General features: G+C 73.7%; 2 protein-coding genes and 7 pseudogenes. All 9 read right to left on the reverse strand.

Annotation, left to right across the window (positions count from 1 at the left end; genetic code table 11):
* Nucleotides 1-5 precede the first annotated feature (5 nt).
* Nucleotides 6-11,060: a type I polyketide synthase gene (locus D9753_RS37575; protein ID WP_121785768.1), complete on the reverse strand. Its 11,055-nt coding sequence runs from the start codon at nt 11,058-11,060 to the stop codon at nt 6-8.
* 92 nt (nt 11,061-11,152) lie between these two features.
* Nucleotides 11,153-12,493 carry a type I polyketide synthase gene (locus tag D9753_RS37580; RefSeq protein WP_240468034.1) on the reverse strand — a complete coding sequence of 447 codons (1,341 nt, stop codon included), beginning with the start codon at nt 12,491-12,493 and terminating at the stop codon, nt 11,153-11,155.
* A gap of 526 nt (nt 12,494-13,019) precedes the next feature.
* Nucleotides 13,020-13,547: pseudogene (locus D9753_RS39605) on the reverse strand (polyketide synthase dehydratase domain-containing protein); the annotation flags it as partial.
* A 60-nt stretch (nt 13,548-13,607) separates the two neighbouring features.
* A pseudogene (locus D9753_RS39610) lies at nt 13,608-13,895 on the reverse strand (polyketide synthase dehydratase domain-containing protein); the annotation flags it as partial.
* A 156-nt stretch (nt 13,896-14,051) separates the two neighbouring features.
* Nucleotides 14,052-14,891 (reverse strand): annotated as a pseudogene (locus tag D9753_RS39615) (acyltransferase domain-containing protein); the annotation flags it as partial.
* A gap of 147 nt (nt 14,892-15,038) precedes the next feature.
* Nucleotides 15,039-15,431 (reverse strand): annotated as a pseudogene (locus D9753_RS39620) (ketoacyl-synthetase C-terminal extension domain-containing protein); the annotation flags it as partial.
* 12 nt (nt 15,432-15,443) lie between these two features.
* Nucleotides 15,444-15,782: pseudogene (locus tag D9753_RS39625) on the reverse strand (hypothetical protein); the annotation flags it as partial.
* Between the two features lie 30 nt (nt 15,783-15,812).
* Nucleotides 15,813-16,481: pseudogene (locus D9753_RS39630) on the reverse strand (beta-ketoacyl synthase N-terminal-like domain-containing protein); the annotation flags it as partial.
* Between the two features lie 102 nt (nt 16,482-16,583).
* Nucleotides 16,584-17,093: pseudogene (locus D9753_RS39635) on the reverse strand (beta-ketoacyl reductase); the annotation flags it as partial.
* Nucleotides 17,094-17,110: the final 17 nt, after the last annotated feature.

Genomic DNA, 17,110 nt, shown 5'->3' on the forward strand with positions numbered 1-17,110 from the left:
CCGCGTCAGCCTTCGAGGGATTCGCCGTCACCGAGCGCAAGTTGTACGAGGTCGTCGACGTCCAGATCGGCCAGTGCGCCCTGGGCGGTGTCCGGTTCGCCGGGCGCGGGCGCGCCGGGTTCGTGGGCGGCCAGTTCGACCAGCGCGTCCAGCAGCCCGGCCTCCCGGAAGCGTTCGAGTGGGAGGGCGAGCAGGGCGTGGCGCAGCAGTTCCTCGTCCGCCTCCGCCGCCGGCCGGTGTCCGGGCCTCTCCGGGGCCAGTTCGGCGTGCAGATGGCGGGCGAGCGCGAGTGGCGTGGGGTAGTCGAAGACCACGGTCGCGGACAGGTTGACGCCGGTCGCGCCGCGCAGCCGGTTGCGCAGCTCCACAGAGGTGAGGGAGTCGAACCCGGCGTCCTTGAACGCCGTCTCGGCGCTGACGCCGTCCGCCCCGGCGTGTCCGAGCACACCGGCCACATGGTCGCGGACGACGTCCAGCAGCAGGGCCTCCTGCCGGTCGCGGTCCAGCCCGGCGAGGCGGCGCAGCAGGCCGTCCCCGCCGTCCCCCGCGGTGGCTCGCGCCGACTGCCGCCCTGCGCGGACCAGTTGGCGGAGCAGGGGCGGTACGCCGGTGCCGGTGGCCGCTTCGGCGCGTACGGCCCTGAGATCCAGCTTGACCGGGACGAGCAGTGTGTCGTCGCCGGCCAGGGCGGCGTCGAGGAGGGCCATGCCCTCCTGCGGGGTGAGCGGCAGGACACCACCGCGCCGGTTGCCGCGGGTACGGGCCGCGGCTTCGGTGCCGGTGGTCATTCCGGTGGTCTGCTCCCAGGGCCCCCAGGCCAGCGAACGCGCCGGAAGGCCGGCCGCCCGGCGGCGGGCCATCGCGGCGTCGAGCCAGGCGTTGGCCGCGGCGTAGTTGCCCTGGCCGGCCGAGCCGAACAGTCCGGCGGCGGAGGAGAACACCGCGAACTCGGCGAGCCGCGGGGCGCGTTCCCGGGTCAGCTCGTCCAGATGCCGTACGGCCACGACCTTCGGAGCGAAGACGTGGGCCAGGCGTTCCCGGTCCAGGGTGCCGATGACGCCGTCGTCCAGGACGCCCGCGGTGTGCAGGACCGCGGTCAGCGGGCGGTCGTCCGGCACGGAGTCCAGCAGGGCCGCCACCGCCTCCCGGTCGGCGATGTCGCAGGCGGCCACGCGTACGGTGGCGGCGCCGAGCGCTGTCAGGTCGGCCACCAGCTCCCGGGCGCCCGCCGCGTCCGGACCGCGTCGGCTGGCCAGCAGCAGGTGTCGTACGCCGCGCCGCTCGACCAGGTGCCGGGCCAGCAGGGCGCCGAGCGAGCCGGTGCCGCCGGTGACGAGGACGGTGCCCTGCGGGTCCCAGGGCGCGCCGTCCGCGCCGGCGCCCACGGGCGCGGCCCGGACCAGCCGCGGCGCGCGGACGGCCGTACCGCGCAGCGCGACCTGCGGTTCGCCGGCCGCCAAGGCGGTGGCGAGAAGCACGGCGAGGGACTCGTCGGCTTCCGGCTGGGTGGTGTCGTGGACGGTCTCCCGGCTGGCGGTGCTGTCGGTGGCCGGAGAGATGCCGGTGTGGGCGGTGTCGTCGGTGTCGATGAGGACGATGCGGTCGGGGTTCTCCGCCTGGGCGGCACGGACGAGGCCCCACACGGCCGCCCCCGCCGGGTCGGTCACCGTCTCCTCACCGTCGGCGGGCACCGCGCCCCGGGTGACGACGACGAGCCGCGACTCCGCGAGCCGCTCGTCGGCCAGCCAGGCCCGCAGGACGTCCAGCACGTGGGAGGTGCGGTCCAGGGCGTCGCCGGGTCCGTCGGCCGGCACGACCAGGACCTCCGGTACGGCGTCCGTGACGGCCGGTCCTGCGAGGTCGGCGGCGTTGGCCACCCGCGCCCACGACGGTGCCGGTGTGCCCGCGCGGGCGGGCGCGGGCAGGTCGGTCCACTCCACGCGGAACAGGGCGTCGGCGCCGGGTGCACCGGCGGCGGCCTGTAGCTGTTCCGCGCTCACCGCGCGGAACACCAGCGACTCCGTCGTCAGCACCGGGTCGCCGGTCTCGTCGGCGGCCTGCACCGACACCGCGTCGGGTCCGGAGGGTGCCACGCGCACGCGCAGCGCCGAGGCCCCGGAGGCGTGCAGCGCCAGCCGTCTCCAGGCGAACGGCAGCACCGTGCGCGGCCCGTCGCCCGGAGCGGGCGCGTCGGCCGGGGCGACGAAGCCGTTGGCGTGCAGGGCGGCGTCCAGCAGTGCGGGATGGATACCGAACCGCGCGGCCTCCTCGCGCTGCCCGTCCGGCAGAGCGACCTCGGCGTACACCTCGTCGCCGCGCCGCCACACCGCCCGCAGCCCCTGGAACACCGGGCCGTACGTGTAGCCCTGCTCGATGAGGCCGGAGTAGAAGGCGTCGACGTCCACCTCGACCTGCTCGGCGCCGAGCGGCGGCCAGGCGGTGAAGTCGAACATGCCGGTGCCGGTGGTGGTGAGCGTGGTGATGAGGGTGCCGGTGGCGTGCCGGGTCCAGACGTCGGAGCCGATCTCGCCGACCGTGTCTTCACGCGCCGAGTAGACCGACACGGTCCGCAGTCCGCTGTCGTCGGGGCCGCCGACGGCGACCTGGACACGGACACCGCCGTGTTCCGGGACGACCAGCGGTGCTTCGATGACGAGTTCGTCCAGCACTCCGCTGCCGACCTCGTCACCGGCCCGCACGGCCAGCTCGACCAGCCCGGTGCCGGGCACCAGGACCACACCGCCCACGGCGTGGTCGGCGAGCCAGGGGTGGGTGCGCAGGGACAGCCGGGAGGTGAACAGCACCCCGCCGGTCTCCGGGACCTCCACCACCGCACCCAGCAACGGGTGGTCCGCCGTGCCCTGGCCCAGGGCGGTGGCGTCGGTGACGGGAGCCGCCGGAAGCCAGAAGTGGCGGTGGTCGAAGGCGTACGTCGGCAGGTCCACGCGGGCCTCTGTGGCACCCTTCGGGAGGGTGGCCGCCCAGTTCACCCCGGCACCCCGTACGAAGAGGTGGGCCACGGCCACGAGCAGGGTCTGCGCCTCGTCGCGGTCGTCGCGCAGGGCCGGAACGCTCACCGCATCCTCGGCCGCACACTCACCGATCGCACCGGCCAGGGCGCCGCCGGGACCGAGTTCCAGGAACACCGACCCGCCCGACGCGGCGATACCGTCGGCGAAACGCACCGGACGACGAACGTGATCCACCCAGTAAGCAGGGTCGGACAACTGACCCGGCTCGGCCAGCTCTCCGGTCACGTTCGACACCACCGGGACGGCAGGCTCGTTCCAGGTCAGCCCCGACAGCACCTCGCCGAACTCGGCCAGCATCGGCTCCATCAACGCCGAATGGAACGCATGCGAGACGGTCAGCCGTTTCACCCGGCGGCCCTGCTCGCGCAGCCGGTCCGCCACCGCCACGACGGCATCCTCGTCACCCGACAGGACAACCGACGCGGGCCCGTTCACCGCCGCAAGATCCACACCTGCGCCCAGGTGTTCACCGACCTCCGCCTCGCTCGCCGCCACCGCCACCATCGCCCCACCCGACGGCAGGGCCTGCATCAACCGACCCCGAGCAGCCACCAGCACCGCCGCGTCCGTCAGCGACAACACCCCGGCGACATGCGCGGCCACAACCTCGCCGATCGAATGCCCGGCCACCACATCCGGCCGCACACCCCACGACTCCACGAGCCGGAACAACGCCGACTCCACCGCGAACAGACCCGCCTGCGTGAACACCGTCCGATCCAGCAGGCCCTCACCCGCCCCGAAGACCACATCCCGCACCGAATGCCCCACCGCACCCGCGAGCTGCGCGTCCAACGCCGCACACGCCTCGTCCAACGCCCGCGCGAACACCGGATACCGCTCATACAACTCCGCGCCCATACCCACCCGCTGGGAACCCTGGCCCGGGAACACGAACACTGACCTGCCGCCGGTGTCCGTGCCCGTCACCACGAGGGGCGAGGTTCCGCCCACGGCCAGCGTCTCCAGTCCGGCCACCGCTTCCTCCGGTGTCCCGGCGACCACCACGGCGCGCTCGGACAGCGTCGCCCGCCGGGACACCAACGCCCCCGCGACGGCGGTCAGCGGCGCGCCGGTACGGCGGACGAACTCCGCCAGCCGGCCCGCCTGCCCGGTGAGAGCACCCGCACCGCGCGCGGAGACGACCACCGGGATCATGCCGTCGACCGGAGCGACCACCGGCTCGGTGACATCCTCCTGCGGCGCCTGCTCCAGGATGACGTGCGCGTTCGTACCGCTCACGCCGAACCCGGACACGCCCGCCCGGCGCGGCCGGCTCACCTCCGGCCACGCGCGGGCCTCCGTCAGCAGCTCGACTGCGCCGTCCGCCCAGTCGACCTGGGACGTCGGGGTGTCGACGTGCAGCGTGGCCGGGAGCACGCCGTGTTGCATGGCCTGCACCATCTTGATCACGCCGGCCACGCCCGCGGCCATCTGGGTGTGCCCGATGTTCGACTTCAAGGAGCCGAGCCACAGCGGCTGTTCGCGGTCCTGGCCGTAGGTGGCGAGGAGGGCCTGTGCCTCGATCGGGTCGCCGAGGACGGTGCCGGTGCCGTGGCCCTCGACCGCGTCCACGTCCGCCGGGGTCAGTCCCGCGTTCGCGAGCGCCCTGCGGATGACCCGCTGCTGGGAGGGGCCGTTGGGGGCCGTGAGCCCGTTGGAGGCGCCGTCCTGGTTGACCGCGCTGCCGCGGACGACCGCCAGCACCCGGTGACCCTTGCGCCGTGCCTCCGACAGCCGCTCCAGTACGACCACACCCGCGCCCTCGGCCCAGCCCGTGCCGTCGGCGGCGTCCGCGTACGACTTACAGCGCCCGTCCGAGGCCAGGCCCCGCTGCCGCGAGAACTCGACGAAGGTACCCGGGGTCGCCATGACGGTCGCGCCGCCGGCGAGGGCCATCGAGCACTCGCCGTTGCGCAGGGCCTGGGCCGCGAGGTGGATGGCGACGAGGGACGAGGAGCACGCCGTGTCCACGGTCACCGCGGGCCCCTCGAAGCCGAACACGTAGGCGACGCGGCCTGAGGCCACGCTGCCCATGCCTCCCGTGCCGGTGAAGCCCTCCAGCTCGGGCGGCACCGGCCCCGACGTGCCGTAGCCCTGGCCCATCAGGCCGGAGAACACGCCGACGTCGGTGCCCTTGAGGGAGGTCGGGTCGAGGCCGGCCCGCTCCAGCGCCTCCCACGATGTTTCCAGGAGCAGCCGCTGCTGCGGGTCCATCGCCAGCGCCTCACGCGGCGAGATGCCGAAGAAGGCGGCGTCGAACAGGGCGGCGTCGTAGAGGAATCCCCCCTGGCTCACATAGGAGGTGCCGGTCCGGTCCGGGTCGTCGCTGAAGAAGCCGCTCAGGTCCCAGCCGCGGTCGTCGGGGAAGCCGGACATCGCGTCCCGGCCCTCGGTCACCAGCCGCCAGAGTGCGTCGGGGGTGTCGACACCGCCGGGCAGCCGGCACGCCATGCCGACGATCGCGATCGGCTCATCCGGGTCGGCGGGCGCGCTGAGCGTCACGGTGGGCGGCACCGACACCGTCTCCCCCAGCTCGCCGTGCAGGTGGCGGGCGAGGGAGAGCGGGTTCGGGTGGTCGAAGACGACCGTGGCGGCCAGTTTGAGGCCGGTGGCGTCGCGGAGCCGGTTGCGCAACTCGACCGAGGTGAGCGAGTCGAACCCGGAGTCGCGGAACGCGGTGTCCTGCTTGATGCCCTCCGGACCGGCGTGCCCGAGGACGGTCGCCGCGTGCGTGCGCACCAGGTCCAGCAGCAACGCCTCCTGCTCCACCGCACCCAACCCGGCCAGCCGGTCCGCCAGGCCTCCGCCGCTTTCCCCGGCCGCGGCCCGCACAGTCTGCCGTCCGGTGCGCACCAGGCCGCGCAGGAGCGTGGGAATGGCGCGGCCGGCACCGGCGTCGGTGCGTAGCTGCCGCAGGTCCAGTCTGGCCGGGACGAGCAGGGCCTCACCGGTGCCCAGGGCGGCGTCGAAGAGGTTCATGCCCTCCTCCGGCGACATGGGGAGCACGCCGCCTCGCCGGTTCATCCGGCTGCGGGTGAGGTCGTCCATGCCGGCCGCCATACCGCCGGTGGCCTGATCCCACAGGCCCCAGGCGAGGGAGGTGGCGGGGAAGCCCGCCGCCTGGCGCTGGTGGGCCACGGCGTCCAGGAAGGCGTTGGCCGCCGCGTAGCTGCCGGTGCCCGCGCCGAGGAAGACGGACGAGACGGAGGAGAAGACGACGAACGCCGCCAGTTCCGGTACGAGTTCGCGGGTCAGTTCGTCCAGGTGCCGTACCGCGGTCACCTTCGGCGCGAACACCTGCGCCACCTGCTCGGGACGGATGGTCCCGATCACGCCGGCGTCGGCGATGCCCGCCGTGTGCACGACCCCGGTCAGCGGGCGGCCGGCCCGGCGCGTCTCGGCGAGCAGTGCGGCGACCGCGTCGCGGTCGGTGACGTCACACGAGGCGACCCTGACGTCGGCGGCGCCGAGCCCGGTCAGCTCGGCCACCAACTCGGCGGCTCCTCCGGCTGCCCGGCCCCGCCTGCTGGCCAGCACCAGATGGCGTACGCCGTGCCGGGCGACCAGGTGCCGGGCCAGCAGCCCGCCGAGCGAGCCCGTGCCGCCGGTGATCAGGACAGTACCCTCCGGGTCCAACTCCACGGGCGTCTTGGCCGCCGGTGCGGACCGGTGGGGCGCCGCCGCGGTGGCGCGGGTGAGCCGGGGGATGTACAACGTCTCGCCGCGCAAGGCCAGTTCGGGCTCCGTGTCGGACAGCAGCCGGCGCAGAACACGGTCGAGGGTGCCGTCGGCGGCCAGGCCGGGGGTGGTGCCGGGCCGCAGGCCCGGGTCGAGGTCGAGCAGCACGATCCGGTCGGGGTTCTCGGACTGGGCGGCCCGGATGAGGCCCCAGACCGCGCCGCCCGCCGGGTCGCTCACCGCGCCGTCGGCACCGGCCGGAACCGCGCCCCGCGTGGCCACGACGAGCCGGGTCGGCTCCAGGTCGGGGGTTGCCAGCCAGGCCTGCACGGCCGCCAGCACCCGGTTCGTCAGGGCCAGCGCCGGATCGCCCACGCCGTCGCCATGGCCCTGGTCCTGGGCCTGGACCCGGACCTGCGCCTGGGCCTGGGCCTGGGCCTGTGCCCGTTCCTGGTCCTGTAGTGCCTGGTCCTGTGCCTGGTCCTGTGCCTGGTCCACCATGGCGTCCAGCACGATCAGCGCGGGAAGCTCCTCCGCCGCCGTGCTCGCGCTGTCCGCCAGGGCGGTGACATCGTCGGCGGACCACACCCCGGCCCAGGACAGCGGCTCGTCGGACACCGTGTCGGCCATGGCCGATTCGGTCCAGTCGACGCGGAACAGCGAGTCGTCGCTCGCCGTGCCCACGGCGGCCTCAAGCTGGTCGGCGGACAGCGGCCGAAGTTCCGCCGACTCCGCCCGCAGCACCAGCCCGCCGGCCTGGTCGACCGCTTCCAGGGCCAGGGCGTCCCGGCCGTGCGGCGTGATCCGCACGCGCAGGGCCGTGGCCCCGACGGCGTGCAGCCCGAGCCCGCGCCAGGTCAGGTACTGCCACACCCGCGGACCGCCGTCGGCCAGGGCCGCGTCCAGCAGCGCCGGGTGCAGAGCGGCGTCCAACAGCGCCGGGTGGAGCCCGAACCGGCCGGCCTCCTCACGCTCTTCCTCATGCACGGCGACCTCGGCGAGGATCTCCTCACCGTGCCGCCAGAGCGCCCGTACGGCCTGGAAGAGGGACCCATGCTCGTAACCGCGCCGGACCAGACCGCCGTACAGCGCCTTCACGTCGACGCGCTGGGCGCCGGGCGGCGGCCAGGCGCCGAAGTCGCCCCGCGGGGTCTCCCCGGGCTTGGGCGTCGCCGTCAGTACGCCGGTGGCGTGCCGGACCCAGGCCTCCGCGCCGCCGACCTCGCCGGCGTCCTCCCGTGTCGAGTACACGGTGACCGCACGGCAGCCGTCCTCGTCCACACCACCGACGGCGACCTGGAGGCGCGCCGCGCCCTGCTCCGGCAGCACCAGCGGTGCCACGACGTCGAGTTCGTCCACGGTCCCGCAGCCGACCTCGTCACCGGCCCGTACGGCAAGCTCCACAAGCGCCGCCGCGGGGACGAGGGTCACTCCGCCGACGGTGTGGTCCGCCAGCCAGGGGTGCGTGCGCAGAGACAGTCGTGAGGTGCACAACACGCCCCCCGTCTCGGGTACTTCCACGACCGCGCCGAGCAGGGGGTGGTCGGCCCGGGCCTGCCCGAGGGAGGCGGCGTCCGCCACCGGAGCGGGCTTGAGCCAGTAGTGCCGGTGCTCGAAGGCGTACGTCGGCAACTCCACGTCCGCCGCCCCGGCACCCTCGGGCAGCACACCCGTCCAGTCGACCGCCACACCCTTGACGAACACCTCGGCCAGCGACATCAACAACCGCCGCAGCCCACCCTCATCACGACGCAGGGAACCCACGACGACAACAGCCTCGGACCCCGATTCGTCCACCACCTCGTTCACCGGCTGCACCAGCACGGGATGCGCACTGGACTCCACGAACACCGAATGCCCCTCAGCCAGCAAGGAGGCGATCGCCGGCCCGAAACGCACCTGACCACGCAGGTTGCGGTACCAGTAACCACCGTCCAGGACACCCGCCTCACGCACCCACCCACCGGTCACCGTCGAGAAGAACGGCACCACCGGCGCCTGACCGCGAATCTCCGCGAACGCCTCCCCCAACGCCCCCTCGATCGCCTCCACATGACGGGTATGCGACGCATAGTCCACCGCGACGCGCCGGACGCGCACGCCCTCGGCCTCCAGCACGGCCAACGCCTCGTCCAGAGCCTCGGCGTCACCGGCGATCACCACCGACGACGGACCGTTGACGGCAGCGACCTCGACCCGCCCCTCCCACGCGGCGATCCGGGCAGCGGCATCCGCCTCGGACAGCGCCACGGAAGCCATGCCGCCCCGGCCCGCCAGCTCCCCCGCGATCACCTGACTACGCACCGCGACGATCCGCGCCGCATCCTCCAACGACAACGCACCCGCCACACAGGCGGCCGCGATCTCACCCTGCGAATGCCCGACCACCGCATCCGGAACAACACCCACGGACGCCCACACAGCCGCCAGCCCCACCATCACCGCGAAACTCGCCGGCTGCACGACATCGACGCGGGCGACGAGACCGGCGTCGGCCTCACCCCGCAGCACGGCCAGCAGATCCCAGTCCACCCACGGCTCCAACGCCCGGGCACACTCCCCGACCCGCTCGGCGAACACCGCCGAGGATTCAAGCAGCTCCCGCCCCATACCCAGCCACTGCGAACCCTGACCGGGGAAGACCAGCACCGTCCGCCCGGCGGCAGCCACCGCACCCGTCACCACCGCGGGACTGTTCTCCCCGTTCGCCAGCGCACCCAGGCCGGTCGTCGCCTCGTCACGGGAACCCGCGACGATCACGGCCCGCTCGGTCAACAGGGTCCGCTGGGTGACGAGCGCGCCCGCGATGTCGGCGAGGGGCGTGTCCGTCTGGGCGACGAGCGCCGCCAGGCGCCCGGCCTGGCCCGCCACCGCGCCCTCGGTGGCCGCGGACACCACCAGCGGAACCGCCGACGGAACGACGGACGGAACCACCCGGTCGGCCGGTGCCGTCAGCTCCCCGGCCGGTTCCTCCGGGGCTTCCTCCAGGATCAGGTGGGCGTTGGTGCCGCTGACGCCGAAGGAGGACACGCCGGCCCGGCGGGGGCGGCCGGTCCGGGGCCAGTCGCGTTCCTCGGTCAGCAGCTCGACGGTCCCGGCCGACCAGTCGACCTGGGAGGAGGGGGTGTCGACGTGCAGCGTGGCCGGCAGCACGCCGTACCGCATCGCCTGCACCATTTTGATGACACCGGCGACTCCGGCGGCGGCCTGCGTGTGTCCGATGTTGGACTTCAGGGAGCCCAGCCAGAGGGGCTGTTCGCGGTCCTGGCCGTAGGTGGCGAGCAGGGCCTGCGCCTCGATCGGGTCGCCGAGGACGGTGCCCGTGCCGTGGCCCTCGACCGCGTCGACGTCGGCGGAGGTCAGGCCCGCGTCGGCCAGCGCCTTGCGGATGACGCGCTGCTGCGAGGGGCCGTTCGGGGCGGTCAGGCCGTTGGACGCGCCGTCCTGGTTCACGGCGGACGCACGGACGACGGCGAGGACCCGGTGGCCGTTGCGACGGGCGTCGGACAGGCGCTCCAGGACGACGACACCGGCGCCCTCCGCCCACCCGGTGCCGTCGGCGGCGTCCGCGTACGACTTGCAGCGCCCGTCCGAGGCCAGCGCCCGCTGCCGCGAGAACTGCATGAACATGCCGGGGCCGGCCATGACGGTCGCGCCGCCGGCCAGGGCCATGGAGCACTCACCGCGCCGCAGCGCCTGGGCGGCCAGATGCATGGCGACCAGGGACGAGGAGCAGGCGGTGTCCACGGTCACCGCCGGGCCCTCGAGACCGAAGACGTACGAGATGCGACCCGAGGCCACGCTCCCGGTGGTGCCGGTCCCGGTGAAGCCCTCCAGCTCCGGCGGGACCGGGCCGCCGGTCGCGTACCCCTCGTTGATGACGCCCACGAAGACACCGACGTCGGAGCCCTTGAGGGTGGCCGCGTTCAGTCCCGCCCGTTCCAGTGCCTCCCACGACATCTCCAGCAACAGCCGCTGCTGCGGGTCCATCGCCAACGCCTCACGCGGGGAGATCCCGAAGAGGCCCGCGTCGAAGAGGGCCGCGTCGTGCAGGAACCCGCCCTGGTCGACGTAGGACTTGCCCGTCTTGTCGGGGTCGGCGTCGAACAGTTCCTCCAGGTCCCAGCCCCGGTCGGTGGGGAACCCCGAGACGCCGTCCCCACCTTCCCGGACCAGTCGCCACAGGTCGTCGGGGCCGGTCACCCCGCCGGGCAGCCGGCATGCCATGCCCACGATCGCGATCGGCTCCGCCTTCTCGGCCTCGAGTTCACGGACGCGTTGCTGGGAGCGGCGCGCGTCGGCGAGAACGCGCTTGAGGTAGTCGCGAAGCTTGCTTTCATCCGCCATTGCGGGTCAGCTCCTAGTGGGGCTAAGGCGTCAGTAACTGCGGGGCTGGCGTGGACATGGGCTACGGGCGGTGCCGGGCGGCCGGCCGCCGGCTAATGGCCGAACTCCGTGTCGATGAGGTCGAAGAGTTCGTCGTCCGACGCGAAGTCCAGGCCCTGCTCGGCTTGCTGGTCCGTGCCGCTCGCCGTGGACCAGGTGGTCAGCAGGCCCTGGAGCCGGGTGGCGACCTGGGCGCGGGTGGCGTCGTCGGAAGCAGTGTCGGCCAACAGCGCTTCCAATTTGCTGAGTTCGGCGAGCAGCGGGTGCGTCGCCGGTGCGGCGTCGGCGCCCGGGGCCAGCCGGTCGTGCAGATAGCGGGCGAGGGCCAGCGGGGTCGGGTAGTCGAACACGGCGGTCGCGGGCAGTTTGAGGCCGGTGGCCTCGCGCAGCCGGTTGCGCAGCTCGACGGAGGTGAGGGAGTCGAACCCGGCTTCCTTGAAAGCCGTTTCGGCCCTCACCTGGTCCGGGCCGGTGTGCCCGAGGACGGTCGCCACCTGTCCCTGCACCAGCCCCAGCAGCAAGGTCTCCTGCTCGGCCGGGGACAACGCGGCCAGCCGGCGCGCGAGTCCGCCCGAGTCACCGGCGCCGGCCCGTGCGGTCCTACGGCCGGTCCGCACCAACCCCCGCAACAGGGCCGGGATTCCGCCGCCCAGGGCGGCATCGGCGCGCACCGCCCGTAGGTCCAGCCGGACCGGGAGCACCAGCGTCTCACCGGTCCGGAGCGCCGCGTCGAGGAGTTCCATGCCCTCGGGAGGCGTGAGGGGCACGACACCTCCACGGCGGCCGGACCGGTTCCGGGCGGCCTCGCCGGTGGCGGCGTCCTGGCCACCCGTCCGCTCCCACGGTCCCCAGGCCAGCGAGACAGCCGGCAGACCGGCCGCCCGGCGCCGGTGGGCCACCGCGTCGAGGTAGGCGTTCGCCGCCGCGTAGCCGCCGGTGCCGGCGCCCAGGAAGACCGAGGAGGCGGAGGACACCAGGACGAACGCGGAGAGTCGCGGTGCCAGTTCGCGGGTCAGCTCGTCAAGGTGCCGTACCCCGGTCACCTTCGGGGCGAAGACCCGGGCCATGCGATCCTGGTCCACCTCGCCGATCACTCCGGCGTCGAAGACGCGTGCCGCGTGGACGACTGCGGTCAGCGGATGCGCGTCCGGTACGGCGGTCAGGAGCGCGGCGACCGCGTCCCGGTCGGTGACATCACACGCGGCCACCGAAACGGCGGCGCCCAGCTCTTCGAGTTCGGCGACGAGCGCGGTCGCTCCCTCGGCGTCGGCACCGCGCCGCCCGGCCAGCACGAGGTGGCGTACGCCGTGCCGCCCGACCAGATGCCGGGCGATCTCGGCGCCCAGCGCCCCGGTGCCACCGGTGATCAGGACCGTGCCTTCCGGGTCGAGCACCGGCTCCGCGGCGGGGGCGGGGACCGCTCGGGCGAGGCGGGGCACGTACATGGACGTGCCCCGTAGGGCGAGTTGGGGTTCGCCGGTGGCGAGGGCCGGACCGAGATCGGCTGCGGCGATGGCGAATGTCTCCGCCTGGGTCTCGGCCTGGGCCTGGGCCTGGGACTCGGTGTCGATGAGGACGATCCGGTCGGGGTTCTCGGCCTGCGCGGCACGGACCAGGCCCCCAGACGGCCGCGCCACCCGGATCGGTCACCTCCGCGTCACCACACGCCGGCACCGCACCCCGCGTGACCACCACCAGCCGACCGTCCTCTCCCGCCTCCTCCGCCAGCCACGCCTGCACCTCCCTCAGCACCCGACCCACCAGCACCACCGGCGCCCCACCGTCCCCACCGTCCCCACGGGTACGGGCATCGACCACCGTCACCGACGGCACCTCACCGACACCCGACACAGGCGGCAGCTCACTCCACTCCACCCGGAACAGCGCGTCCGAACCGGCCGTTGTGGTCAACTGCTCGGCGGTGAGCGGTCGCAGTGTGACCGTTTCGGCGGTCACGACCGATTCGCCGGTCTCGTCGGCGGTCTGGACCGCCAGCACGCCGGGAGCGGTCCGGAGGAGCCGCACGCGCAGCGTCGTGGCGCCCTCGGCGTGCAACGCCAGCCCGTGCCACTCCAGCGGCTGCCACACCTGCTCGTCGTCGGTCGCCGTGATCTCCAGCAGCGCCGGGTGCAGTGCGGCTTCCAGCAGTGCCGGGTGGATGCCGAACCGGGCCGCCGCGTCCCGCTGCCCGTCCGGCAGCGCGACCTCGGCGAACAGTTCGTCACCGCGCCGCCACACCGCCCGCAGGCCCTGGAGGATGGGACCGTACTCGTAACCGTGCCGGAGCAGCCGCTCCTCCGCGCCCGAAAGGTCCTCGGGCTGGGAGCCGGGCGGGGGCCAGGCGATGAAGTCGAAGGTCTCCGTCGAAGCGGGTGCCGTACTCAGGGCACCGGTGGCGTGCCGGGTCCAGGCGTCGGCACCGACGTCACCGACGCTGTCCTCCCTCACGGAGTGGATCGCCAACGGTCGGCGGCCTTCCGCGTCGGGCGCCTCGACGGTGACCTGGACCCGGACACCGCCCTGCTCGGGAACGACCAGCGGTGCCTCGATGACCAGTTGCTCCACCGCGCCGCAGCCGACCTCGTCACCGGCCCGCACGGCCAGCTCGACCAACCCGGCACTGGGCACGAGGACGGCACCGCCGATGGCGTGGTCGGCGAGCCAGGGGTGGGTGCGCAGGGACAGTCGCGAGGTGAAGACCAGCCCGTCCGAGTGCGGCAACTGGACCACCGCACCCAGCAGCGGATGGTCCGCCGTGCTCTGGCCGAGCGCGACCGCGTCCGTGGCGGGACCCATCCGCAGCCAGTAGTGCTGGTGGTCGAAGGCGTACGTGGGCAGCTCCACGTGGGCCTCGGTGGCACCCTCGGGCAGCACCGCCGCCCAGTCCACCTTCGTACCGCGCACGAACAGCTCCGCGACGGACAGCAGAAGCGTCCGCTCCTCGCCCCGGTCATCCCGCAGGGCCGGAACGCTCACCGCGTCCTCGGCCGCACACTCACCGATCGCACCGGCCAGGGCGCCGCCGGGACCGAGTTCCAGGAACACCGACCCACCCGACGCGGCGATACCGTCGGCGAAACGCACCGGACGACGAACGTGGTCCACCCAGTAAGCAGGGTCGGACAACTGACCCGGCTCGGCCAGCTCTCCGGTCACGTTCGACACCACCGGGACGGCAGGCTCGTTCCAGGCCAGCCCCGACAACACCTCGCCGAACTCGGCCAGCATCGGCTCCATCAACGCCGAATGGAACGCATGCGAGACGGTCAGCCGTTTCACCCGGCGGCCCTGCTCGCGCAGCCGGTCCGCCACCGCCACGACGGCATCCTCGTCACCCGACAGGACAACCGACGCGGGCCCGTTCACCGCCGCCAGGTCGATGCCGGCAGTGAGGTGTTCAGTAACCTCCGCCTCACTCGCCGCCACCGCCACCATCGCCCCACCCGACGGCAGGGCCTGCATCAACCGACCCCGAGCAGCCACCAGCACCGCCGCATCCGTCAGCGACAACACCCCGGCGACATGCGCGGCCACAACCTCGCCGATCGAATGCCCGGCCACCACATCCGGCCGCACACCCCACGACTCCACGAGCCGGAACAACGCCGACTCCACCGCGAACAGACCCGCCTGCGTGAACACCGTCCGATCCAGCAGGCCCTCACCCGCCCCGAAGACCACATCCCGCACCGAATGCCCCACCGCACCCGCGAGCTGCGCGTCCAACGCCGCACACGCCTCGTCCAACGCCCGCGCGAACACCGGGAACCGCTCATACAACTCCCGCCCCATACCCACCCGCTGGGAACCCTGGCCCGGGAACACGAACACCGTCTTCCCACCGGCACCCGACCCCGTCACCACGACCGGAGACGACTCCCCCGCAGCCAACGCACCCAACCCCGCCACCGCCTCCGCACGCGAACCGGCGACGACCACCGCCCGCTCGGGCAGGACCGCCCGCCGGGAGACGAGCGCACCGGCGACGGACGCCGGCGGTGCGTCGGTCCGGCGGACGAACTCCGCCAGGCGGCCCGCCTGTCCGGCCAGGGCCCCGGCGGTGCGCGCGGAGACGACCACCGGGATCACGCCGTCAGCCGGGGCCGCCGGCTCGGTGACATCCTCCTCCGGTGCCTGCTCCAGGATGACGTGCGCGTTCGTACCGCTCAGCCCGAACGAGGAGACTCCGACCCGGCGCGGGCGCCCGGTGTCGGGCCAGTCGCGTGCTTCCGTGAGGAGTTCCACCGCTCCGGCGGTCCAGTCGACCTGGGATGACGGCGCGTCCACGTGCAGGGTCGGCGGGAGGACACCGTGCTGCATGGCCTCCACCATCTTGATCACACCGGCCACACCGGAGGCGGCCTGGGTGTGGCCGATGTTGGACTTCAACGAGCCCAGCCACAGCGGTGCTTCACGGCCTTGGCCGTAGGTGGCGAGGAGGGCCTGTGCCTCGATCGGGTCGCCGAGGACGGTACCCGTGCCGTGGCCCTCGACCGCGTCCACGTCCGCCGGGGTGAGCCCCGCGTTCGCGAGCGCCTTACGGATCACGCGCTGCTGCGAGGGGCCGTTGGGTGCGGTCAGACCGTTCGACGCGCCGTCCTGGTTCACGGCGCTGCCGCGGACGACCGCCAGCACCCGGTGACCCTTGCGCCGCGCCTCCGACAGCCGCTCCAGTACGACCACACCCGCGCCCTCGGCCCAGCCCGTGCCGTCGGCGGCGTCGGCGTACGACTTGCAGCGCCCGTCCGAAGCCAGGCCCCGCTGCCGCGAGAACTGGACGAAGGCGCCGGGGCTGGACATGACGGCCGCGCCGCTGGCCAGGGCGAGGGAACACTCGCCGCCGCGCAGGGCCTGGGCGGCCAGGTGCATGGCGACGAGGGAGGAGGAGCACGCCGTGTCCACGGTGACCGCCGGGCCCTCGAAGCCGAAGACGTACGACACCCGGCCCGAGGCCACGCTGCTGCCGGCTCCGGTGGTGACGAATCCTTCCAGCTCCGCGGGCACGTCGCCGCCGGAGCCGTAGCCCTGGCCCATCAGGCCGGAGAACACGCCGACATCGGTGCCCTTGAGGGAGGTCGGGTCGAGGCCGGCCCGCTCCAGCGCCTCCCACGATGTTTCCAGCAGCAGTCGCTGCTGCGGGTCCATCGCCAGCGCCTCACGCGGCGAGATGCCGAAGAAGGCGGCGTCGAACAGGCCCGCCTCGTGCAGGAACCCGCCCTGGTCGACGTACGACGTGCCGGCCTTGTCGGGGTCGGAGTCGAACAGGCCCTCCAGGTCCCAGCCGCGGTCGTCCGGGAAGCCGGACATGGCATCACGGCCCTCGGACACCAGCCGCCACAGCGCCTCGGGGCTGTTGACGCCGCCGGGCAGTCGGCAGGCCATGCCGACGATCGCGATGGGCTCGTCGGGGTCGGCCAGTGCGATGACCGGTTCGGTGGTCACCTCCGACACCGTCTCCCCCAGCTCGCCGTGCAGATGACGGACCAGGGCGAGCGGGGTGGGATGGTCGAAGACGACGGTCGCCGGCAGTTTGAGGCCGGTGGCGTCGCGGAGCCGGTTGCGCAACTCGACCGAGGTGAGCGAGTCGAACCCGGAGTCGCGGAACGCGGTGTCCTGCTTGATGCCCTCCGGACCGGCGTGCCCGAGGACGGTCGCCGCGTGCGTGCGCACCAGGTCCAGCAGCAACGCCTCCTGCTCCACCGCACCCAACCCGGCCAGCCGGCGTGCGAGGTGCCCGGTGTCGTCACCGGCGGTGGCCGCTGCTCGGGCGGCCTGCCGCGGCTCCTTGACCAAGCCCCGTAGCAGGGGTTGCACGCCGCGCCCGGCGGCGGCGTCGGCGCGCATCGCCCGCAGGTCCAGCTTGATCGGGACCAGCAGGGTCTCGCCGGTGCGCAGGGCGGCGTCGAACAGGTCCAGGCCCTCGTCGGACGCGAGAGTCTGGCTACGGCTGCGGCCCATCCGGGCCTGGTCGGCGGTGTCGAGGTGGGCGGTCATTCCGGTGGCCTGCTCCC

The sequence above is a fragment of the Streptomyces dangxiongensis genome (assembly GCF_003675325.1).
Lineage (GTDB): Bacteria > Actinomycetota > Actinomycetes > Streptomycetales > Streptomycetaceae > Streptomyces > Streptomyces dangxiongensis.